The 20946-nt window shown below is 65.1% G+C and carries 20 protein-coding genes; 7 read left to right on the top strand and 13 right to left on the bottom strand.

Annotated elements, in window-relative coordinates:
* Positions 1–24: 24 nt before the first annotated feature.
* Together CCOS864_RS10155 and CCOS864_RS10150 are read right to left on the bottom strand one after the other, a co-directional pair.
* Entirely contained in the window at positions 25–306 is a 282-nt protein-coding gene (locus tag CCOS864_RS10155) for a hypothetical protein (RefSeq protein WP_010222548.1), read from the bottom strand.
* A gap of 56 nt (positions 307–362) precedes the next feature.
* Positions 363–968 (bottom strand): arylesterase, encoded by a 606-nt coding sequence (locus tag CCOS864_RS10150; RefSeq protein WP_115086175.1) that lies wholly within the window; start codon positions 966–968, stop codon positions 363–365.
* Positions 969–978: 10 nt separating this feature from the next.
* Between CCOS864_RS10150 and CCOS864_RS10145 the strand changes: the two genes are divergently transcribed.
* A complete protein-coding gene (locus CCOS864_RS10145; protein ID WP_010222550.1) occupies positions 979–1662 on the top strand; it encodes an ABC transporter ATP-binding protein in 684 nt (227 codons plus the stop codon).
* Complete coding sequence (locus CCOS864_RS10140; RefSeq protein ID WP_115086174.1) at positions 1662–4160, top strand: ABC transporter permease; 2499 nt, start codon at positions 1662–1664, stop codon at positions 4158–4160. The genes CCOS864_RS10145 and CCOS864_RS10140 overlap by 1 nt, the downstream gene beginning before the upstream one ends.
* Here the strand turns inward: CCOS864_RS10140 and greB are convergent, their stop codons facing one another.
* Positions 4161–4637, bottom strand: coding sequence for a transcription elongation factor GreB (gene greB, locus CCOS864_RS10135; RefSeq protein ID WP_010222552.1), 477 nt, complete (start codon positions 4635–4637; stop codon positions 4161–4163). It abuts the gene before it with no gap.
* Positions 4638–4789: 152 nt separating this feature from the next.
* Between greB and CCOS864_RS10130 the strand changes: the two genes are divergently transcribed.
* Positions 4790–6007: a DUF3422 domain-containing protein gene (locus tag CCOS864_RS10130; RefSeq protein WP_115086173.1), complete on the top strand. Its 1218-nt coding sequence runs from the start codon at positions 4790–4792 to the stop codon at positions 6005–6007.
* Positions 6008–6028: 21 nt separating this feature from the next.
* Here CCOS864_RS10130 and CCOS864_RS10125 read toward each other — a convergent pair whose 3' ends face one another.
* The 3 genes from CCOS864_RS10125 to CCOS864_RS10115 form a co-directional block, all read right to left on the bottom strand.
* On the bottom strand, positions 6029–6337 hold the full coding sequence (locus CCOS864_RS10125; protein ID WP_115086172.1) for a hypothetical protein: 309 nt from the start codon (positions 6335–6337) through the stop codon (positions 6029–6031).
* Between the two features lie 407 nt (positions 6338–6744).
* On the bottom strand, positions 6745–7182 hold the full coding sequence (locus tag CCOS864_RS10120) for a DoxX family protein (RefSeq protein WP_115086171.1): 438 nt from the start codon (positions 7180–7182) through the stop codon (positions 6745–6747).
* 104 nt (positions 7183–7286) lie between these two features.
* Entirely contained in the window at positions 7287–8711 is a 1425-nt protein-coding gene (locus tag CCOS864_RS10115) for an MltF family protein (RefSeq protein ID WP_115086170.1), read from the bottom strand.
* A gap of 158 nt (positions 8712–8869) precedes the next feature.
* Between CCOS864_RS10115 and CCOS864_RS10110 the strand changes: the two genes are divergently transcribed.
* The 3 genes from CCOS864_RS10110 to CCOS864_RS10100 all read left to right on the top strand — a co-directional run bounded on the left by CCOS864_RS10110 (position 8870) and on the right by CCOS864_RS10100 (position 11680).
* Positions 8870–9676 (top strand): TatD family hydrolase, encoded by an 807-nt coding sequence (locus CCOS864_RS10110; RefSeq protein WP_115086169.1) that lies wholly within the window; start codon positions 8870–8872, stop codon positions 9674–9676.
* Positions 9677–9762: 86 nt separating this feature from the next.
* Complete coding sequence (locus CCOS864_RS10105; RefSeq protein WP_115086168.1) at positions 9763–11241, top strand: methyl-accepting chemotaxis protein; 1479 nt, start codon at positions 9763–9765, stop codon at positions 11239–11241.
* Positions 11242–11317: 76 nt separating this feature from the next.
* Positions 11318–11680 (top strand): Mpo1-like protein, encoded by a 363-nt coding sequence (locus CCOS864_RS10100; protein WP_115086167.1) that lies wholly within the window; start codon positions 11318–11320, stop codon positions 11678–11680.
* Positions 11681–11686: 6 nt separating this feature from the next.
* Here CCOS864_RS10100 and CCOS864_RS10095 read toward each other — a convergent pair whose 3' ends face one another.
* The 3 genes from CCOS864_RS10095 to CCOS864_RS10085 all read right to left on the bottom strand — a co-directional run bounded on the left by CCOS864_RS10095 (position 11687) and on the right by CCOS864_RS10085 (position 13634).
* Positions 11687–12487: an acyl-CoA thioesterase gene (locus CCOS864_RS10095; protein WP_115086166.1), complete on the bottom strand. Its 801-nt coding sequence runs from the start codon at positions 12485–12487 to the stop codon at positions 11687–11689.
* An 83-nt stretch (positions 12488–12570) separates the two neighbouring features.
* A complete protein-coding gene (locus tag CCOS864_RS10090; protein ID WP_115086165.1) occupies positions 12571–13341 on the bottom strand; it encodes a CHAD domain-containing protein in 771 nt (256 codons plus the stop codon).
* Positions 13342–13355: 14 nt separating this feature from the next.
* The gene (locus CCOS864_RS10085; RefSeq protein ID WP_028941416.1) at positions 13356–13634 is read right to left on the bottom strand and encodes a hypothetical protein; all 279 of its coding nucleotides are present in this window, start codon (positions 13632–13634) and stop codon (positions 13356–13358) included.
* 156 nt (positions 13635–13790) lie between these two features.
* Between CCOS864_RS10085 and CCOS864_RS10080 the strand changes: the two genes are divergently transcribed.
* Complete coding sequence (locus CCOS864_RS10080) at positions 13791–14831, top strand: patatin-like phospholipase family protein (protein ID WP_115086164.1); 1041 nt, start codon at positions 13791–13793, stop codon at positions 14829–14831.
* Between the two features lie 109 nt (positions 14832–14940).
* On the opposite strand, the gene CCOS864_RS10075 is transcribed toward CCOS864_RS10080, so the two are convergent.
* From CCOS864_RS10075 to kdpB, 4 genes are read right to left on the bottom strand one after another with little or no spacing between them, the layout of a single operon-like run.
* Positions 14941–15639: a response regulator gene (locus CCOS864_RS10075; protein ID WP_115086163.1), complete on the bottom strand. Its 699-nt coding sequence runs from the start codon at positions 15637–15639 to the stop codon at positions 14941–14943.
* Positions 15636–18290, bottom strand: a complete 2655-nt coding sequence (locus CCOS864_RS10070) for a sensor histidine kinase (RefSeq protein WP_115086162.1) — start codon at positions 18288–18290, stop codon at positions 15636–15638. The genes CCOS864_RS10075 and CCOS864_RS10070 overlap by 4 nt, the downstream gene beginning before the upstream one ends.
* Before the next feature lie 15 nt (positions 18291–18305).
* Positions 18306–18866, bottom strand: a complete 561-nt coding sequence (gene kdpC, locus CCOS864_RS10065; protein ID WP_115086161.1) for a potassium-transporting ATPase subunit KdpC — start codon at positions 18864–18866, stop codon at positions 18306–18308.
* Between the two features lie 15 nt (positions 18867–18881).
* Positions 18882–20936 carry a potassium-transporting ATPase subunit KdpB gene (kdpB, locus tag CCOS864_RS10060; protein WP_115086160.1) on the bottom strand — a complete coding sequence of 685 codons (2055 nt, stop codon included), beginning with the start codon at positions 20934–20936 and terminating at the stop codon, positions 18882–18884.
* Positions 20937–20946 lie beyond the last annotated feature (10 nt).

Here is a 20946-nt window from a genome sequence, read left to right as displayed (position 1 = left end):
GGGATGAAAGGTTATATCGGCAGGTTACAGCTCGGGCCATACCGGCCGTGTGCCACGGCGCTGGGCATCGAGAATCGCCCGGCACAGCGAGCACAGGCGGCGGTCACGGTAAATGCTGCGCTCGGCCTGCGACCAGCGCGGTTGCGCCGGCAACAGGGTGCCGCACAGGGTACGGTCGGCCGAGCCACCGAGCTCGAGCTGGCGGGCTACCAGGTGGACGCGGATCTCCTGGCAGGCGAACAGGTCAAGCTGTTCGTCAGGCTCGATCAATTGATAGGCATACAGGGACCAGGCGGGACGCGGCATCGGGGGCTCCAAATCGGGGGCGCAACATTAGCCGAAAGCCGGTCACTATAAAAGCGTCAAAGCAGCGGTTTTAGTTGCGGCCAGGCATTTTCCAGCAACCTGGCCTGGGCGCCCTGCCCCGGATGAATGCCATCGGCCTGCATCAGCTCGGGCACACCGCCCACCCCTTCGAGAAAGAACGGCACCAGCGGCACCTGTTTTTCCGTCGCCAGGTTTTCATACACCTTGGCGAAGGCCTCGTTGTAACGCTTGCCGTAGTTGGGCGGCAGGCGCATGCCCAGCAACAGCACCTTGGCGCCGGCAGCTCGCGACTTGTCGATCATCGAGGCAAGATTTTGTTGCAATTGCGTTGGCAGATGCCCGCGCAGGCCATCGTTGCCGCCCAATTCAAGCACCACCAGCTCCGGCTTGTGCTCTGCAAGCAGCGCCGGCAGCCGCGCCTGGCCTCCGGCACTGGTGTCGCCGCTGATCGAGGCATTGACCACCTTGGCGTCGAAACCCTCGTTCTTCAGGCGTTTTTCCAGCAAGGCAACCCAACCCTCGCGGGTATCCAGGCCGAAAGCGGCACTGATACTATCGCCGACAATCAGCACGGTCCCCGCTGCTGCGCCCTGGGCCATGCACATCAAGGCCAGGCCAGCACTCAATAACCACACTCGCATCGGATTCTCCATGGGCCCCAGCATTCTCAGTGCGCGCAACCTTAGCAAAGTGGTCCCCAGCGCGGAAGGCGACCTGACCATCCTGCACGAACTCTCGCTGGAATTGAAACAGGGCGACAGCCTGGCGATCGTCGGTGCCTCGGGCTCGGGCAAATCGACCCTGCTCGGCCTGCTGGCCGGGCTCGACCTACCCAGCGCCGGCTCCGTGACCCTGGCCGGCCACGACCTCGGCCCGCTGGATGAAGACCAGCGCGCGCGGGTGCGGGCCGAGCATGTCGGCTTCGTGTTCCAGTCGTTCCAGTTGCTCGACAGCCTCAACGCGCTGGAAAACGTCATGCTGCCACTGGAGCTGGACGGTCGCCGCGATGCCCGCGAGCACGCCCGCAGCCTGCTTGAACGGGTCGGCCTGGGCCAGCGCCTGAGCCACTCGCCACGCCAGCTTTCCGGTGGCGAACAGCAACGGGTGGCCATCGCCCGCGCTTTTGCCGCCGAGCCCGCGGTGCTGTTTGCCGACGAGCCCACCGGCAACCTCGACAGCCATACCGGCGAGCGCATCAGCGACCTGCTGTTCGACCTGAACAAGGAACGCGGTACCACCCTGGTACTGGTCACCCATGACGAACGCCTGGCCCAGCGCTGCCGTCGCCTGATCCGCCTGGACGCCGGCCACCTGGTCGCGCCGCTGGAGCCTTGATGAAGCGCTTGCCGTTGTTCCCCCTGGCCCTGCGCCAGTTGCTGCGCGACGCCCGCGCCGGCGAGTTGCGCGTGCTGTTCTTCGCCCTGCTGGTAGCGGTGGCGGCCAGTACCGCCATCGGCTATTTCGGCGCCCGCCTCAACGGCGCCATGCTGTTGCGGGCTACCGAGTTCCTCGGCGCCGACCTGGTGCTGCAGGGCAGCTCGCCCGCAGAGCCCGGGCAGGTCAACCGCGGCACCGCGCTGGGCTTGCAACACGCCCGGGTGGTCGAGTTTTCCAGCGTGATCGCCACCGACAACGGCATTCAGCTGTCGAGCATCAAGGCGGCCAACGATGCCTATCCGCTGCGCGGCGAGCTGCGCAGCGCCGCCGAACCCTATGGCGTCGAAACCGCTGGCGGCGGCCCGGCGCCGGGCGAGGCCTGGGTCGAACCGCGGCTGCTGGCAGCGCTGGACCTGAAAATAGGCGACAGCATCGATGTAGGCATGAAAACCCTGCGCATGAGCCGGGTGCTGACCTACGAACCCGACCGTGCCGGCAACTTCTATAGCCTGACCCCGCGGGTACTGATCAACCTCGCCGACCTTGAGGCCACCGGGGTAGTGCAACCGGGCAGCCGGGTCAGCTACCGCGAACTCTGGCGTGGCGAGCCCGACGCCCTGGCCAGCTACCGCGATGCGCTCAGCAACAACCTCGCCGCCAACCAGCGCCTGCAGGATTCACGGGATGGCAACCAGCAGATCGGCGGCGCCCTGGGCAAGGCCGAGCGTTACCTGAACATGGCCAGCCTGGTGGCGGTGCTGCTCGCAGGTGTTGCCGTGGCGCTGTCGGCCAGCCGCTTCGCTACCCGGCGTTTCGATGCCAGCGCCCTGCTGCGCTGCCTGGGCTTGTCGCGCCGCCAGGCATTGAGCCTGTTCTGCCTGCAACTGGCGATTCTCGGCAGCATCGCCGCCGTGTGCGGCGCAGCGCTTGGCTGGCTGGCCCAACTGGGCTTGTTCGAATTGCTGCAAGGTCTGATGCCGGCGCAGATTCCTCCTGGCGGTGTCGGTCCGGCCCTGGCCGGTATCGCCACCGGCCTGGTGGCCCTGGCCGGGTTCGCCCTGCCGCCGCTGGCCGCCCTTGGCCGGGTGCCACCCCTGCGGGTGCTGCGTCGCGACCTGCTACCGGTACCAGCCAGCAGCTGGCTGGTGTACGGCGCCGCGCTGTTCGCCCTGGGCCTGATCATGTGGCGCCTGAGCCTCGACCTGCTGCTGACCTTCGCCCTGCTCGGCGGTGGCCTGGTCGCCGCCTTGCTGCTGGGCGGGCTACTGTTGCTCGGCCTGCGCAGCCTGCGGCGCTTGCTTGCCGACAGCCCGCTGGCTTGGCGCCTGGGCCTTGGCCAATTGCTGCGCCACCCACTGGCGGCTGCCGGGCAGTCCCTGGCCTTCGGCCTGATCCTGCTGGCCATGGCCCTGATCGCCCTGCTGCGTGCCGAGCTGCTCGACACCTGGCAGAACCAGTTGCCCAAGGACGCGCCCAACTACTTCGCCCTGAACATCCTGCCCGACGACAAGAACAACTTCGCCCAACGCCTGACCGAGTTCTCCGCCGAGGCCGCACCGCTGTACCCGGTAATCCCCGGGCGCCTGACCGCCATCAACGGCGAGCCGGTGCAACAGATTGTCAGCAAGGAATCCACCGGCGACCGCGCCGTGCAGCGCGACCTGAGCCTGACCTGGGCCGCCGACCTGCCGCAGGGCAACACCCTGAGCGAAGGCCAGTGGTGGCAGGTCAAACCTGCAGCCGATGCCTTGCCCGGTGTTTCAGTGGAAGCCGAGCTGGCCCTGAGCCTCAAGCTCAAACTCGGCGACCAGCTGACCTTCACCATTGGTGGCCTGCAACGCCAGGTGCAAGTCACCAGCCTGCGCACGGTCAACTGGGACAGCTTCCAGCCCAACTTCTACATGATCTTCCAGCCTGAAACCCTGCAGGACCTGCCGACCACCTACCTGACCAGCTTCTATCTGGCACCCGGGCATGACCAGCAGGTGGTCGCGCTGTCGCGGGCGTTCCCGGCGGTGACCATCCTCCAGGTCGACGCGTTGCTGGCTCAGTTGCGCAGCATCCTCGCCCAGGTCACCCTGGCGGTGGAGTACGTGCTGTTGTTCGTGCTGGCGGCAGGCCTGGCGGTGCTGTTCGCCGGTTTGCAGGCGACCCTCGACGAACGCATTCGCCAAGGCGCCCTGCTCCGCGCCCTGGGCGCCGGGCGCGGATTGCTGGTCAAGGCACGGCGTATCGAGTTCGGCCTGCTGGGGGCGGCCAGCGGCCTGCTGGCAGCGATCGGTTGCGAGCTGATCACCCTGGTGCTGTACCGTTATGCCTTCGACCTGCACTGGAGCCCGCACCCGTGGCTACTGCTGCTGCCGGTCATCGGCGCCCTGCTGGTCGGCGGTGCCGGGGTCTACGGCACGCGCCGGGCGCTCAATGCCAGCCCGCTGGCAGTACTGCGCGAGGGCTGATCAGGGTTTGACGTAGTCGATGGCGTTGACCCACCAGCACATCTCGCCGGAAGGGGTCTGGACGATGACTTCATCGCCGACCTCTTTTTTCAGCAACGCGCGGGCCATGGGTGAGTCGATCGAGATGTAGTCCATGCGCCCGTAGATCTCGTCGTAGCCGACGATGCGAAAGCGCTTGGTCTCGCCCTCCTCGTTCTCGATCTCGACCCAGGCGCCGAAAAACACCCGGCCCTCCTGCTCCGGCGAGTACTCCACCACACGCATGTCTTCCAGGCGCTTGCGCAGGTAGCGCACGCGGCGGTCAATCTCACGCAGAAGCTTCTTGTTGTACTGGTAATCGGCGTTCTCGCTGCGATCGCCCAGGGACGCTGCCCAGGTGACTTTCTGGGTGATATCGGGACGCTTTACCCGCCACAGATGGTCCAGCTCCTGCTTGAGCGCTTCGTGACCTTCCTTCGTGATGATTTGCGTACTCAACAAAAATTCTCGCTTCCAGGCTGACTGAGTGGCTTGCAGGGCCTGATCATCAACCCTGTCGAGGCGCGGCGCAACTGCACGTGACTTGTGCCTGTCAGCTCCAGTCCCAAGAGTGAAACCGCAGACAACCACAACAATACGGTCTGACCCGCATGCACGCCCAACGCACCGCCTTGCACAACGAGCTGCACGCCCGTCCGTCGCTGTACTTCGACGAACCGGCGCATGTCTTCCATCTGGCGTTTCTCGGCACCGATGCCGACTGCAATGCCCTGTTGCAGCGTTGCTGCCCGGACGCCTTCGAGCCCGATGCCGCACAGGGCATCACCCGGCTGGACGGTCATCCGTTCAAATGGGAGCGCCATTCCGAGTTCTTCACCCTGACGCTGGTGGTGCCCGCCGCCAGCGGCGAGCTGAACTGGACCACCCTGCCCCCGGCCCTCGCCGCAGGCGTCGAGCCCTACCGCGAGCAGATGATCAACGCGGTGCAGGTGCTGGTGCGCGACGAACAGGACCTGGACCTGAGCCGTTATGGCTTCAAAGACCCCTGCGGCTCCTGCGTAGGCGGCGGCGATGCCGTGGTGTGGAGCGATTTTCGCCTGACCGCAGATGGCACCAACCGCTTCCTGTTCATCAACCGCCGGCTCAATGCCTACCGCCAGGGACGAATGATCCGCCGCCTGCTGGAGATCGAGACCTACCGGATGATGGCGTCATTGTCGCTGACCGCCGCCAAGGCCCTGAGCCCGCAACTGGACGCCTATGACCGCAAGCTGGTCAGCCTGTCGGAGCGTAACGTCAGCAGTGACGGCGGCAATGCCAAGGCATTGCTCGCCGACATCGCTCAGCTGTCGCGCCAGGTGGTCGGCAGCACGGTCAAGCACCGCCATCGCTTCAGCGCCACCCAGGCCTACGCGCAACTGGTGTTCGAGCGCCTGGGCGAGCTGCGGGAGAGCCATGTCGGTGATTGCCAGCGCCTGGGAGTGTTCATCGAGCGGCGTTTCAAGCCCACCGTGCGTTATTGCGCGGTCACCGAACAACGCCTGGAACACCTGGCCGAGAGCGTGGCCAACCTCGGCGACCTGCTGCAGGCGCGGGTGCAGGTCGAGATGGAAGAACAGAACGCCGAGATCCTGCGCAGCCTCAACGCCCGCGCCGATACCCAGATCAAAATCCAGCGGGCAGTGGAAGGCCTGTCGATCATCGCGATCAGCTACTACCTGCTGAGCCTGTTCAAACTGTTCTATGCCGGCCTGCACACCCTGGGCGCGCAGATCAGCGCACGCGAGGCGCTGCTGGGTATGGCGCCGGTGGTGGTATTGATCATGCTGGTGATTGTGCTACGGATCAGGAAAGCCAAGGCACATTGAGCGGCTAACCCGGGCTGTCACTCAAGCCCGGGTGATCAGGCCCTGTCGAGCGACACGGGTCAGGTGACCGAGAACTTCGGCGGCATCTTCGGCGCTGGGCGACTGAATCACCGCCAGATCGAAACGGTCGTTGGCGAACTGGCCAAGCGAGGCGCAGGTGTCGGCAAACTGGATCAGGAAGGCAGTGGCACGGCCTTTACGGCGTGGCCAGCCATCGAGGTAGCGCAGAAGTGTTGGCTGATGGCTGCCGCCCAAGAGAATACGCGGCGTGCGCGTAGCCTGGCTGGCAGGCAAGGGGGTCAGGCAAACACTGGAACGTGGACAACTCATGGAGTAGATCTCCGCCTCGCAAAACCCGCTGGGCTGCGGTGGGAGGCGTCACCGAACCAGCGTTTTAGCGGTATTAGGTGAAACCCCCGAAGAGGAAACCCTGCGCCCCGCAAGTAGCTGTTTAAATCGGCGCAAGTCAGCATCCTAGAGAAGCTGCGGGTGGGATGTCAACATGTGACTGTAGGAGCGGGCTTACCCCGCGATAGCGTCCCGCCTGCCACATCGCATCGCGGGTCAGGTCGAGTCGTCGCACCGCCGCTCCCATAGAGTCAGGCAAGCAAGAGCGAAGCGTAGGGCCCCTGGTGGGCGAGAATTTTGGCTTACTATTGTTTCGACTGAACAAAGTAAGGCGCCGTAAAGGCGCAAAGGTGAGGCAGCAGCGCTGCCTCACCCGGATCGACCCAACCTTAGCGAGCAATCAACCGGTCCAAAGACCCCCGCCCTGCCCCCTCGACCAGCACCGCCAGCGTCCCCGCCATCAACGCCAGGGCAAACTCATAGCCGTTGTTGGCCATGAACAACCCATTGCCGATATGCACCGAGAAGATCGCCACGATCAACGTCACGGTCAGCGCCAGCGCCGCTGGCCGTACCAGCAAGCCGATCACCAGGGCCAGGCCGCCGAAGAACTCGGCACCGCCGGACAGCAGCGCCATCAGTAGGCCAGGCGCCAGGCCAAGGCTTTCCATGAACTGCGCAGTCCCCGCCAGGCCGCCGCCGCCAAACAGGCCGAAGAGCTTCTGCGCGCCATGGGCCATGAAGATGATACCGACCAGAATACGGATGATGCTCAGGCCCCAGCTGGCACGGCTGGCAACTACGGCGTTGAGGATGTTGTTGTTCATGAGTGTTCCTTAAGGGGGGTGATGTGTGGTGTTGGGCGCCATATTAATCGAATCAACCAATAGTAAAATCGCAATATTTGCGACATTAAAATCGAATTATTCGATTATTTTTGCCCCACACCTTTACCCCCTTTCGGCTCCAGGGATGCGCGCTCACGGTCAAAGGCCAGGAAGTACTTGTTGACGCTGTTCACATAGCTCACCGGCCCCATGCCCACCTGTTCCATGGCGATGCGCTCGGTCTGGAAGAACCACTGGTTGCCATTGAGCCCACGCCGCCGCGCTTCGGCACGCATCGCCTGAACCCGCTCCGGGCCCAGGTTATAGGCCGCCAGGGTGAACGCCATGCGTTCACGCTCGTTAAGCTGGTTGCTGGAAAAGAACTTGCGCCGGATCAGCGCCATGTAGCGGGCGCTGGCCTGAACATTGCCATCGACATTGGCAATATTGCTCACCCCCACCCGCTGGGCGGCGCTGGGGGTGATCTGCATCAGCCCGTGGGCGCCCCCTGCCCCGCGGGCAGTCGGGTCAAGGGAGGACTCCTTGAAGGCCACCGCAGCCAGGTTCAGCCAGTCGATTTTCTGTTCGCGGGCATGGCGCTGCAGCACCGGCCGCAAGGCCTCCAGGCGCTTGCGATCAGTGCGTGCCAGGGGATTGTGGACCCGGTACAGACGCCGGTAGATCCGCTCAAACGCTGCATCCTGATTGGCCGGCGCCTTGTAGCCCTGAAGAAAGCGGTCGACGCTGGCGTGCAGCATTACCGCGTCACGGCGCACGTACCAGCGCATGGCCTCGGGGCTGGCCACATGCAGCTTGCGCTCGACCCGCAGCTTGGACATGACCTTGGCCCAGCGTTCGGCAATCGGCTGCTCGACCACGGTCAGGTGAAAAATCCCGGCCTGGACCATCTCCAGCACATCTTCGACCGCCAGCGTCGGGTCGACCCACTCGACCTTGATCGGCGCCAGCTTACGCAGGGCCAGCTTCTGGTTGATCTCATGCAAGGTATCGCCGGCGGCACTTGAGCTGGTCAGCGCCAGGGTGCGCCCGGACAGCTGCTCGACGCGCTGGAAACTGCGCTCGCCCTTGCGCCCGACCAGCACCAGGGGCACCTTGTCGACCACCGGATCGCTGGCGCTGAGGCCACGGGTAGAGGTGGGGTCGACCAGTTCGCCCGGTGCCACCAGGTCGGCTTCGCCGCGCTGCAATGCGGCCAGCAGTTGTTCCTTGGCGCGGGGGATGATCTTCAGGCGGATTTCCTCGCCATCGCGGGCGCGGGCGTTGAGGTAATGCTCGAAGGCTCGCAGACGATGGTACTCGACGCCCACCGGCTCGCCCTTGACTTCACCGGAGCTGTTGCGGCTCTGATTGACCAGCACCTTCAATACCCGGCTGCTGCGGATCTGCGCCAGGTCGCGCGCCTGGGTCTTGGGCACCGCCTGTTGCGGCCCGGCCAGACGCGCACTGGCCGGCCCTGCAGGCAGCAGCGAGAGGCTCAGCACGATCAACAAAAACAGCGCTCGGGTCATCCGTTGCAAGGTCCGCGCGTGTGGGGTTGGCGCCATAGTCTGCAGTCGTTCCATGACAATTGACCGCAACAGACCACGACAACTCGTTGAAGTTCTTGGCTTTATCGATTTTCGCCGAGCTTTGTTATGCTGGCCGGCCCCCGGCCTGAGGTAGCACCATGCAACTCATCGACATCGGCGTCAATCTGACCAACCCAAGTTTTGCCGACAAACATCAGGCGATTCTCGAACGCGCCGTGGCTGCCGGGGTGGTACAGATGATGGTCACCGGCACCAGCCTTGAGGGTAGCGAACAGGCCCTTGAGCTGTGCCAGCAGCTCGATGAAAGCGCCCAGCGCCTGTTCAGCACCGCCGGTGTTCATCCCCATGACGCCAGCAGCTGGAGCGCCGACAGCAGCCGCCAGTTGCGCGCGCTGCTTGGGCAGCCGCGGGTGCAGGCCGTGGGTGAATGCGGGCTGGACTTCAACCGTGATTTCTCGCCGCGCCCGCAGCAGGAAAAGGCGCTGGAAGAACAGCTGGCCCTGGCCGTGGAGCTGCAGATGCCGGTGTTCCTGCACGAGCGTGACGCCAGCGAACGCCTGCTGGCGATCCTCAAGGAGTTTCGCGATCGCCTGCCAGCAGCGGTAGTGCACTGCTTTACCGGCGAGCGCGCGGCGCTGTTCGGCTACCTCGACCTGGACCTGCACATCGGCATCACTGGCTGGATCTGCGACGAACGACGCGGCACCCACCTGCACCCGCTGGTCAGCAGCATCCCCCAGGGCCGCCTGATGCTCGAAAGCGACGCGCCGTACCTGCTGCCGCGCAGCCTGCGGCCCAAGCCGAAAAGCGGGCGCAACGAACCGGCCTTTCTCACTGAAGTGCTGCGCGAAGTAGCCCTGCACCGCGGCGAAAGCCCTGAGCAACTGGCTGCCCACAGCACCGCCAGCGCCCGCGCCTTCTTTAACCTGCCCGCGATTATTTGACGCATATCAAAACGTCTTGATGATCGAGTCGGCACAATGATGGCACCTTGCCAACAATGTTTCCGCTCAATCAGAGAAGACCTACCATGGGTGCCTGGCTTAGCAATATCTCCCTGAAGTACAAGTTCTGGGCCGTGAACGCGGTCGCCTTCGTCACCACGCTGTTCCTGGTGCTGTATGCCGTGCATCTGGAGCAACAGGCCCGGGCCCAGAGTGCACAAAGCAAAGCCCAGGCCGAGGCGCAGTTGCTGGCGGCCTGGCCCGCCGGGCAAGCCCTGCCGAACAATGCGCTGTGGCTGACTTACAGCCCCGGCCAGGCGCCGCAATTCGAAGGACAAAGCCTCGATACGCTGGCCACGGCCCAGGGCTGGGTCGAGCTCGAAGGCTTGCCGTTGCTGGGCCGCGATCCGCTGACCGGTGCCCAGGTCATCAGCCGTGATAACCAGCAGATCGCCGTGCTCGCCCCCTCCCCCAGCCTGGTCCAGGTGTTCACCGACCGCTTCACCAACTACGCCGTGTGCGTGCTGATCCTGATGCTGGCGATGCTTTGCGCCTCGCAACTGCTCATCCGCTTTCTGCTCAGCCAGCTCAACACCCTCAAGGACGTAATGCTGCACGTGGAAAAAACCGGCGACCTGTCGGCCCGCGTACCCCTGGCCTGTGGTGATGAAGTCGGACAGATGGCCAGTGCCTTCAACGCCATGCAAACCACCTACCACCGGGTGGTCAACACCGTCGCGCGCACCGCCGCACAACTGGATTCCGGCGCCGCGCGCCTGGCCGCGAGCATGAACGACGTGCGTCACGGCATGCTTGGCCAACAGAGCGAAACCGATCAGGCCGCCACCGCCATCAACGAAATGACCGCCACGGTCTATCACATCGCCCAGCACGCCGGCGCCACCCGCGACCTGTCGCAGAGCGCCGACACCCTGGCTGGCAGCGGCCAGGAAGTGGTCAGCCGGGTACAGACCTCGATCGCCGGGCTGTCCAGCGGCGTACAACAGACCGCCGAAATGATCCGCCAGCTGGCCGACGACAGCCAGAAGATCAACGGCGTGGTCGGGGTGATTCACAGCATTGCCGAACAGACCAACCTGCTGGCCCTCAACGCCGCCATCGAGGCCGCCCGCGCCGGCGATCTGGGCCGTGGTTTTGCGGTGGTCGCCGACGAAGTACGCAACCTGGCCAAACGGGTGCAGGCTTCCACCGACGAAATCACCACCATGGTCTCGGCGCTGCAGGCCGGTACCCGCGACGCCGTGGATTTCATGCAGGAAAGCTCGTTCAAGGCTGACGACTGCGTACAGCAGGCCCAGGAAGCCGGTGCCGCGCTGGCAGAAATCACCAGCGCGGTGGCGCAGATGCGTGAAAGCAACACGCAGATTGCCGTGGCCGCCGAGCAACAGAGCCAGGTGGCCGAAGAAATGAACCGGGCAGTGGTAAGTATCCGCGACGTAACCGAAGAGACCGTGCAGCAAACCGTCGACTCGGCCACCACCAGCAGCGAACTGGCGACCCTGGCCGGCGAACTGAACAAAGCCATCGGCCAGCTCAAGCTATAGGCGTCATAGCCGCCATCGATTGGCCCCTTCACCGGGGCCGCACTATTCTTCAGGCAAGCCCCTGAGGAAAATTTCCATGAGCAAACGCCTGCCCAACCTGCCCGCCTGGCAATGGCGTGGCTACCACCACAACCACCGCAACCCGACCAACCTGGTGCTGCACCTGATCGCCGTGCCGTTGTTCATCCTCGGCGTATTGCTGGTGCTTTCGGGGTTGTTCTCGCTGGACCTGGGGCAACTGGCCGTTGGCATCATCGCCCTGATCGCCGGGCTCGGCCTGCAACGCCAGGGTCACCGCCTGGAAGCCGAACAACCCGAGCCGTTCGCCAACCGCAAGGATGCCATTGGCCGCCTGCTGGTCGAGCAGTTCGTCACGTTCCCGCGCTTTGTACTCAGCGGTGCCTGGTGGCGCGCCTGGCGCGACCGGCACCGCCATTGAGCCGTCTCAGCCGAACACGGTCACGGTCTGGCGGCTGAGCGCCAGCAACTCGCCCTTGTCGCTCCACAGCGCGGCCGCCGCATGCCCGTAACCATCTCGGGCATGTTCGGTTTCGACGTGGTAGCGGCACCAGTCCAGGGTGGTCAGGCTCGGCACCGGCTGGATGAATTCGATGGTCCAGGTCAAGGTGCTGCCGGACGCCGGTTTGTTCAGGTGCGAAAGCAAGGTCGGGGGCCAGGCGTCAACCAGCGCCAGCAAGTGCGCTTCACTGACCGGCTCTTCACGTTCGCTGTCGCGAAAACGTACCCAGCCGCCCATGTCCCGGGACTTGTTATTGCTGAACGGAATGCCGCCGATGGCCCAGCGCAGGGACACATGGCGCATGAACTCCGGGGTCACCCCCTTGATGTACGGAAGCTCTGTGCTCGATTGCTCAAGCGGCTTCATCTCTACCGCCGGCAAGGCCGGCACATCGATCATCGAATCGCGGCCGCTGCCAAAGCTGCCCTGCATCAGGGTAACCACCTGGCCGTTCTGCAGGGCGCGCCCGAGCAGCGAGCTGACGGCCTTGCCCTCGCGCAGCAGTTCCACTTCGAAACTGATCGGCACCTCAGGTTCGGCCGGGCCGACAAAGGTGATGGCCAGGGAGCGCACCGGACGCCCCGGCGAGGTCTTGGCCAGCATGGCCTCATACAGCAAGGCAGCCATCAGCCCGCCAAAACAGGCGCGACCCTGGGCCCAGCTTGAATCAATGGTCACGGCCTGGGGATGCTGGCGGACCGCCGTGAGCAATTGTGAGAAGTTCATGCCGACCTCAGCGATTTGAAAAGAAACTGATCTTAACCAGCCAGCAAGTGGTCTACAGCACGCATTTCGGCCATTTCAGCGGGCTATCGCTGCGCAAGCTGCTCCTGCAGGCGATCGAGGGTGGCATCGGCGCATTGTTCGGCCTTGGTCAGTTGCATTTGCCAATGGCTGACACACGGGGCCAGGTCGCTTTGCTGCTCGGCTTGCAGCAGCCACTGCAGCAGGTCGTGCCAGCTGCCCAGATCGCCCTGGGCACGCCTGAGGGCCTTTTGCAGGCGTGGGTTGGAGTGCTGCAGTTGCGGGTAGGCTTCAGCCGCGTAGCGCACCCGCTTGATCAGCAGGCGCAGGCGATGACGGTCGTGGGCAGGATCGTCGAGGGCCTGGCGTAGCTGCTTCCACTGCTTTTCCAGGCGTTTGTCGATGCGCTGTTGCAGCCGGCGGATCAAGCCCTGGCGCTGCGCCGCGCGCAGAAACACCGGGAAGGCGTCGACGATTGCCAGCAGGCGCGCCAGTTCGGCACTGGCGGCGACGCTGGCGAAGGTCTGCGCGCGATGGGCCAGGCGCGTATGCGCCGCGACCGTCTGGCGGCGCTCGAGCAACTGCGCGGCCAGTACCTCACGGTCGCGCATTGGCGTGGTCAGGCTACCCAGCGCCTGGGCAGCCGCTTCCAGCTGCTCGACTCCGGGCAATTCACGCAGCGGCCGCAGCAGGCTGCGCAAGCGCCGCACGCCGATGCGCAGGTCGTGCAGCGCCTCGCCGTCGGTATCGGCGGCCAGGCGCGCCTGGCAGGCCAGCAGGCGCACCTGCAGGCTCAGTACCTGGGCAATGACGTGGTCGAGCATGGCCGACGACATGGTCTACTCCTGTATCAGCGCCCGGCGCGGGATTCACGAATGTAGAAACGGGCCTTCTCGGCCTTCTTGCTGCAGCCCTCGAACGCTTCGAACTGCTGCTGGGTCTTGGCCCCGGTCAACAGCGACAGCGCCTTGGAGTAACTGACGGTACCGGCGAAACCTTCGGCCTTGGCCAGGTCGAGCTCTTTCCAGGCCGAGTCCAGCTGATTGGCGCAGCTGTCGCGGTAGGCTGTCTTGCCAGCGCAACCGGTCAGGACCAGGGCAATCAGGGGCAGGCAAATCCAGGCTTTCATCGGCAATACCTCAAAAAAAAGTTCAGGGTGGCGACTTCGACGGTAAACAGCGAGAAAAGTGCCCTGTTCAGCGTAGCGCAGCGCCAGCGACGATTGAAGCACAGACACAATTGGGCGCATTGTTAGACCATGGAAGCAGAACACCGGGGAAGCATCATGAAAAAACGCGTCGCACTGGTTCTGGGTTCAGGCGGGGCCCGGGGCTACGCACACATTGGTGTGATCGAAGAAATCGAGCGCAGAGGCTACGACATCGCCTGTATTGCCGGCTGCTCCATGGGCGCGGTGATTGGTGGCATCTATGCCGCCGGCAAGCTCGATGAGTACCGCAACTGGATCGAGAGTCTGGACTACCTGGACGTGCTGCGCCTGGTCGATGTGAGCTTTCGCCTCGGGGCGATTCGGGGCGAGAAGGTCTTCGGGCAGATCCGCAAGATTGTCGGCGAGGTCAATATCGAAGACCTGCGCATCCCCTACACGGCGGTGGCCACCGACCTCACCAACCAACAGGAAATCTGGTTCCAGGAGGGCTGCCTGCACCAGGCCATGCGCGCCTCGGCAGCGATACCGAGCCTGTTCACCCCGGTGGTGCAAGGTAACCGCATGCTGGTCGATGGCGGTATCCTCAACCCCTTGCCGATCATCCCGGTGGTGTCCAGCCACTGCGACCTGATCATTGCCGTGAACCTCAACTCGACCAACCAGAAGCAGTATCAACTGCCGGTGATCGAACGCCCGGCGGCGTTCAAGCTGCGCTTTGACAACCTGATCAACTCCCTGGGCTCGCACTTGCCGTTCCGGCGCAAACCGGCCGAGCAACTGATGCGCATCGAGCAGGAGCTGCAACCCGAGGCAGCGCAGATTCCCAACCCCTGGCTCAGCGATGCCGCCGACCCCGAAGCCCAGCAACCGGCGGCAGCCCCGGAGATTGAAGGCGCGCCAAAATCGGCCACTGGCTCGTTTATCATCGACAACGTCGGGCCGGCGTCGCTGCTGGACTTGATCAACCAGAGCTTCGAGGTGATGCAGACATCACTGGCGCAGTACAAGATTGCCGGGTACCCGCCAGATGTACTGATCAACGTGCCCAAGCGGGTATGCCGGTTCTTCGAGTTCTACAAAGCGCCGGAGCTGATTGCCCTGGGGCGGGAGATTGCCCGGGATACCCTGGATAACTATGAGGCGGAGCGGCGTTGACGGCTCTGGCCTCATCGCTGGCAAGCCAGCTCCCACAGGTAAAGTGCACACCGGACCTTGTGGGAGCTGGCTTGCCAGCGATGAGGCCAGCAAAATTCAACCCCAGCCCTCAGCCCTGTTCCGGCCCGATCAACCGATACCCCACCCCAGGCTCAGTCACGATAAACCGCGGCGCCGTCGGGTCATCGCCGAGCTTCTGCCGCACATGGGCGACGACGATACGCAGGTAATGACTGTCATCGACATGGGTCGGCCCCCAGATATCCTTGAGCAGTTGCTGCTGGGTGATCACCCGCCCCGGATGGCTGGCCAGTTGCGCCAGCAAGGCATACTCCTTGCGGGTCAGCGCCACCTCGATGCCGTCCAGAGTCACCCGGCGAAACGCCAGGTCGACGGTCAAGGGCCCGAAGCTCAAGGCCGAGGCGGTGGTGGAAGCCTGCGGCGCCTGGCGCAGCAAGGCACGCACCCGGGCAAGGAATTCCTGAATGCCGAAGGGCTTGGTCACATAGTCGTTGGCACCGTTGTCCAGCGCCTCGACCTTCTGGATTTCACTGGCCCGCACCGACAGCACCAGCACCGGCACCGCGCTCCACTCACGCAGCTCACGCAGCACCTGCTGGCCGTCCATGTCCGGCAGGCCGAGGTCGAGCACCACCAGGTCGGGGCGCGCCAACGCCGCCTGGGTCAGGCCCTCAGCGCCGGTGCCAGCTTCCACCACCTTGTAGCCCTGAGAGCTCAGGCTGATACGCAGGAACTTGCGGATTTGCGGTTCGTCATCGATCACCAGCAGGGTCGCGCTCTGGCTCATGGGGCTTCGCTTTCAGGCTCGGGTTGGGTCGGCAGCGGCAAGCATAAAGTGATGCAGGTGCCCTTGCCATCGATACCGTCGGCCACCCGGATGTGCCCGCCGTGGGCGCCGATCATGCCCTGGCAGATCGCCAGGCCCAGCCCCGTGCCCTGCCCGCCCCGGTCACCGCGCGCAGCGGTGTAGAACATGTCGAAAATGCGCTCGCGGTCGGCCTCGGGAATGCCCGGCCCTTCATCGCTGACGGCAAAACACAACAACTCGCCCTCAGTGCTGACCTGAAGCTCCAGCCGCCCAGCGGCCGGAGAAAAACGTGCAGCGTTCTCCAGCACATTGATCAGCGCCTGCTCGATCAACGCGGCGTGAACGAACAACAGCGGCAAGTCGGCCGGCACCTCGGTGCGCAGTTGCAACGGCGCCAGCACCACCCGCAGGCGGTTCAGGGCGCTGCCGACGATATCGGTGGGCGCCACCCAGTCGCGCGCCAGTTTCAGCCCGCCATGGCCCAGGCGGGTCATGTCGAGCAGGTTCTGGATATAGCGGTCCAGACGCTCGGCTTCATTGCGGGTGCCTTCGAGCAGCTCCTGACGGTCAGCCTTGGGGATCGCCTCACCGAGGGCCAGCAGGCTGTCGATGCTGCCGCGCATGGCGGTCAGTGGCGTGCGCAGGTCGTGGGACACCGAGGCCAGCAAGGCGCTGCGCAACTGTTCGGTTTCGCCATGCAGGCGTGCCGATTCGAGCTGCTCGGCCAACCGCGCCCGGGCCAGGGCCTGGGCCAGCGGCTGGCTCAGGGCCTTGAGCAGGCGGCAATGCTGGGCGGTCAGTTGCTCGTCCTTGCGCGGGCGCACACCGAGCAGCGCCAGGCGCGCGTCATCTACCGACAGCGGCCACCACCACCAACGGCCATTGGGCAAGGTATCGCTGCCCAGGCCAGCCGCCTGGTCATGCTGCCAGGCCCAGTCGGCAGCGGCGCGTTCGTTGTCGCTCAACTGCAGGTTGCCGCCACTGGCCACCTGCAGACGGCCCTCGGCGTCGCGCTCAAGCAGGCACACCTGCAGGTCCTGCCAGCCATCCAGATGCTGGCCGGCGGCGGTGAACACCGCCTGGCGGTCGGTGGCAGCGGTGAGCTTGCGCGACAGTTCGAGCAACTGGCTGGTCTGCTCCTGGGTTTCGCGCAGGGCCTGCAACTGCCGACGCTGGCGCGCAGCAAGGTTACCGGTGAGCGCTGCCATCAACAGGAAGAACAGCGAAGTCAGTACGTCCTCTTCACGCTGGATGCTGAACGAGAAAGTCGGCGGGATGAACAAAAAATCGTAGGCCAGGAACGACATCACCGCACAGGCCAGTGCCGGGCCCAGGCTGCTGCGCACCGCCACCAGCAGCACGGCGGCGAGAAACACCAGGGAGATGTTCGGCAAAGCCAGCACGCTGGCCACCGCCCAGGCCAGGCCGGACGCCAGCATCGTGGCGGCCAGGGCCAACAGGTAATGGCGCCACACCCAGACTTTTTTCACCGCCGCGCTCGGCGGCTCGGGCTGGGTGTCGCGGTCGAGCACGTTGATTTCCAGGCCATGGGCATCACGCAGCAAGCGCGTCGCCACCCCGGCGCCGAACAGGCGCCGGCGCAGGCGATCGCGCGACTGGCCGACCAACACCAGGCTGGCGCGCCGTTCCAGGGCATGCTGGATCAGGGTTTTGGCCACCTCGCCAGCACGCAGCAGCACCACTTCGCCGCCCAGGCGCTCAGCCAGTTGCTGGGCCGCCTGCAAGCGCTGGCGCGCGGTTTCGTCGCGCAGCCGGCCGTTGTCCACGTGCACCAGGGTCCAGGGCAGATGCCGCCGCTGCGCCACCCGGCTGGCGTGGCGTACCAGGCGTTCGGCCTGGGCATCGCCATCGACGCCGACCAGCAAACGCCCGCGCAAGGCCGGAGCGTCCTGGCCGAGCTGGCGGTAGCCGTGGGCCAGGTCGGCATCGACCTGGGCCGCGGCCGTCTGCATGGCCAGCTCGCGCAAGGCAGTAAGGTTGGTTTGGGAGAAAAACGCATCGATCGCCGCCCGGGCCTGCTCCGGCACGTACACCTTGCCTTCGCGCAGGCGTTCGAGCAGCTCGCGCGGTGGCAGGTCGATCAGCACCAGTTCGAAGGCTTCCTGCAGCACCCAGTCCGGCAGGGTTTCGCGTACCTGCACGCCGGTGATGCCACGCACCTGGTCGTTGAGGCTTTCCAGGTGCTGGACGTTGACCGTGGTGTAGACGTCGATGCCAGCGGCGAGCAGTTCCTGGACGTCCTGCCAGCGCTTGGCATGACGACTGCCTGGGGCGTTGCTGTGGGCCAGCTCGTCGACCAGCACCAATTGCGGGCGGGCCTTGAGCAGGCCGTCAAGGTCCATTTCTTCCAGCAGCATGCCGCGATAGTCGCTGCGCAGCAGGGGCTGTTGGGGCAAACCGCCGAGCAGCGCTTCGGTTTCGCTGCGCCCGTGCGTCTCGACCACCGCCGCCAGCAGCGTCACCCCCTGGCGCAGCTGGGCATGGGCGGCCTGGAGCATGGCGTAGGTCTTGCCCACCCCAGGTGCCGCGCCCAGAAATACCTTGAGCCGGCCGCGCCCTTCGCGCGGCAGCCCGGCCAACAACGCATCAGCGCGTTCGGAATTGCTCATGCTCACTGCCTGTCCTTATTTCGACGCCGGCGACAGCCGCTCAAGGGCGCTGTTCAGGGCCAATACATTGACCACCGGCGGGCCGATCAAGGGGTGCAGGGTGGACTGCTCGACCAGTACTTGCAAGGCCTCGGGCGCAACCTGGCGCGCCGCTGCCACCCGCGGCAGCTGGTAGGCCACCGCGGCTGGCGACAGGTGCGGGTCAAGGCCGCTGCCGGAGGTGGTCAGCAAGGCCAGCGGCACCGGCCCTTGTGCTTCGATGTACAACTGCGCAGCGCTGTTGGTGACCCGCTCGACCAGCGCCGGGTTGCTCGGCGCCAGGTTGCTGGCGCTGCTCGATACCGTGGCGTAGTCGCCCGCCGAAGGCCGCGACTGAAACCAGCCCTCGCCCTCGAAGCGTTGCGCGATCAACTGCGAGCCACGCACCTGGCCCTGGTCGTCGCGCAGCAGGCTGCCATTGGCCTGCTCGGGGAAGGCCACTTGGGCGATGCCGGTGACCACCAGCGGGTACACCGCGCCGGTGATCAGGGTCATCAACAGGATCAGGCTCAGGGCCGGACGGATATGGGTAGTCATGGTCATCTCCTTGGTTCAGACCAGCTTCAGGGCGGTGAGCAACAGGTCGATCAGCTTGATCCCGGCGAACGGCACGATCAGCCCGCCCAGGCCGTAAATCAGCAGGTTGCGGCGCAGCAGGTGGGCGGCGCTGGCGGCCTGCACCCGTACTCCGCGCAGGGCCAGCGGGATCAGCACGACGATGATCAGGGCGTTGAAGACGATCGCCGAAAGGATCGCGCTTTGCGGGCTGCTCAGGTGCATCAGGTTGAGCACGCCCAGTTGCGGGTAGATCGCCGCGAACAGCGCCGGGAGGATGGCAAAATACTTGGCCACGTCGTTGGCAATCGAGAAGGTGGTCAGCGCGCCACGGGTTACCAGCAGCTCCTTGCCGACCTGGACCACATCCAGCAGCTTGGTCGGGTCGCTGTCCAGGTCGACCATGTTGGCCGCCTCGCGGGCTGCCTGGGTACCGTCGTTCATGGCCATGCCGACATCGGCCTGGGCCAGCGCCGGGGCGTCGTTGGCACCATCGCCGCACATGGCTACCAACCGGCCGTCATTCTGCTCCTGGCGAATGCGCGCCAGCTTCTTCTCCGGGGTGGCTTCGGCGAGCACGTCGTCGACCCCGGCTTCAGCGGCAATGGCGGCGGCAGTCAGTGGGTTGTCACCGGTGACCATCACCGTGCGGATGCCCAGCTTGCGCAGCTCGGCAAAGCGCTCGCGGATGCCCGGCTTGACCACGTCCTTGAGGTGGATAACCCCCAGCAGGCGCTTGTCGACGCACACCAGTAACGGCGTGCCGCCGCTCTGGGCGATCTTGTCCACTTCCCGGGCCAGCGGCACTGGCATTTCCAGGCGCTGCATGGCGACGAAAGCCAGCACCGAATCCACCGCGCCCTTGCGGTAGCGACGCTGCTGATAGTCGATGCCGGACAGCCGGGTTTCGGCGCTGAAGGCTACCGGTGTGAACTGGTCGGCCGCCGGTTCGTTGAAGTCATGCAACTGGCGCAGGTATTCAACGATCGACTTGCCTTCGGCGGTATCGTCGGCCAGCGACGCCAGCAAGGCGCCCTCGCCCAGCTCCCGCGCAGTGACGCCCGGTGCCGCATGCAGGGCGCTGCAGCGGCGGTTGCCGAAGGTGATGGTGCCGGTCTTGTCGAGCATCAGCACATGCACATCGCCTGCGGCTTCTACCGCACGGCCGGAACGGGCAATCACGTTAAGGCGTACCAGGCGGTCCATGCCGGCAATACCGATGGCCGACAGGAGGCCGCCGATGGTGGTCGGAATCAGCGTGACCAGCAGCGCCACGAGGAACACCAGCGGGATGCTGCCACCGGCAAAATGGGCGAACGGCTGCAGGGTCACCACGACCACCAGGAAGATCAGGGTCAAGCCGATCAGCAGGATGTCCAGGGCGATCTCGTTGGGTGTTTTCTGCCGTTTGGCGCCTTCGACCAGGGCGATCATGCGGTCCAGGGTCGACTCGCCGGGGTTGCTGGTGATGCTGATCAGCAGCCAGTCGGACACCAGCCGGGTGTTGCCGGTGACCGCCGAACGATCACCGCCGGACTCGCGGATCACCGGCGCGGATTCACCGGTAATCGCCGCCTCGTTGACCGCGGCGATGCCTTCGAGCACCTCGCCGTCACCAGGGATCATCTCCCCGGCCGAGACCTTGACCACATCGCCCTTGCGCAGGCTGGTGGCCGGGACAATCTCGAAGCTGCCCGAGGCCGTACGGCGACGGGCACTGAGGCCCTGGCTGCCGGCCTTGAGGCTGTCGGCGCGGGCCTTGCCACGGCCCTCGGCGAGGGCTTCGGCGAAGTTGGCAAACAGTACGGTGAACCACAGCCACAGGGCGATCTGCACCGCTACGCCGGTCGGCACGCGGCTATCGGGCAGCAAACACAGCAAGGTGGTGAAAATCGCGGTCAGTTCCACCACCAGCATCACCGGCGAGCGCTTGAGCTGACGCGGGTCGAGCTTGACGAAGGCCTGCACCAGCGCCGGGCGCCACAGGGCGGCAAAGGTGGTGCGCGCAGCCTCGGGGGCCTGCGCCTTTACTTCAGGAATCGGCATGTTCATCAGTTGTTCC

Source organism: Pseudomonas wadenswilerensis (assembly GCF_900497695.1).
Classification (GTDB): Bacteria; Pseudomonadota; Gammaproteobacteria; order Pseudomonadales; family Pseudomonadaceae; genus Aquipseudomonas; species Aquipseudomonas wadenswilerensis.
This window is presented reverse-complemented; position numbering and strand designations above follow the sequence as displayed.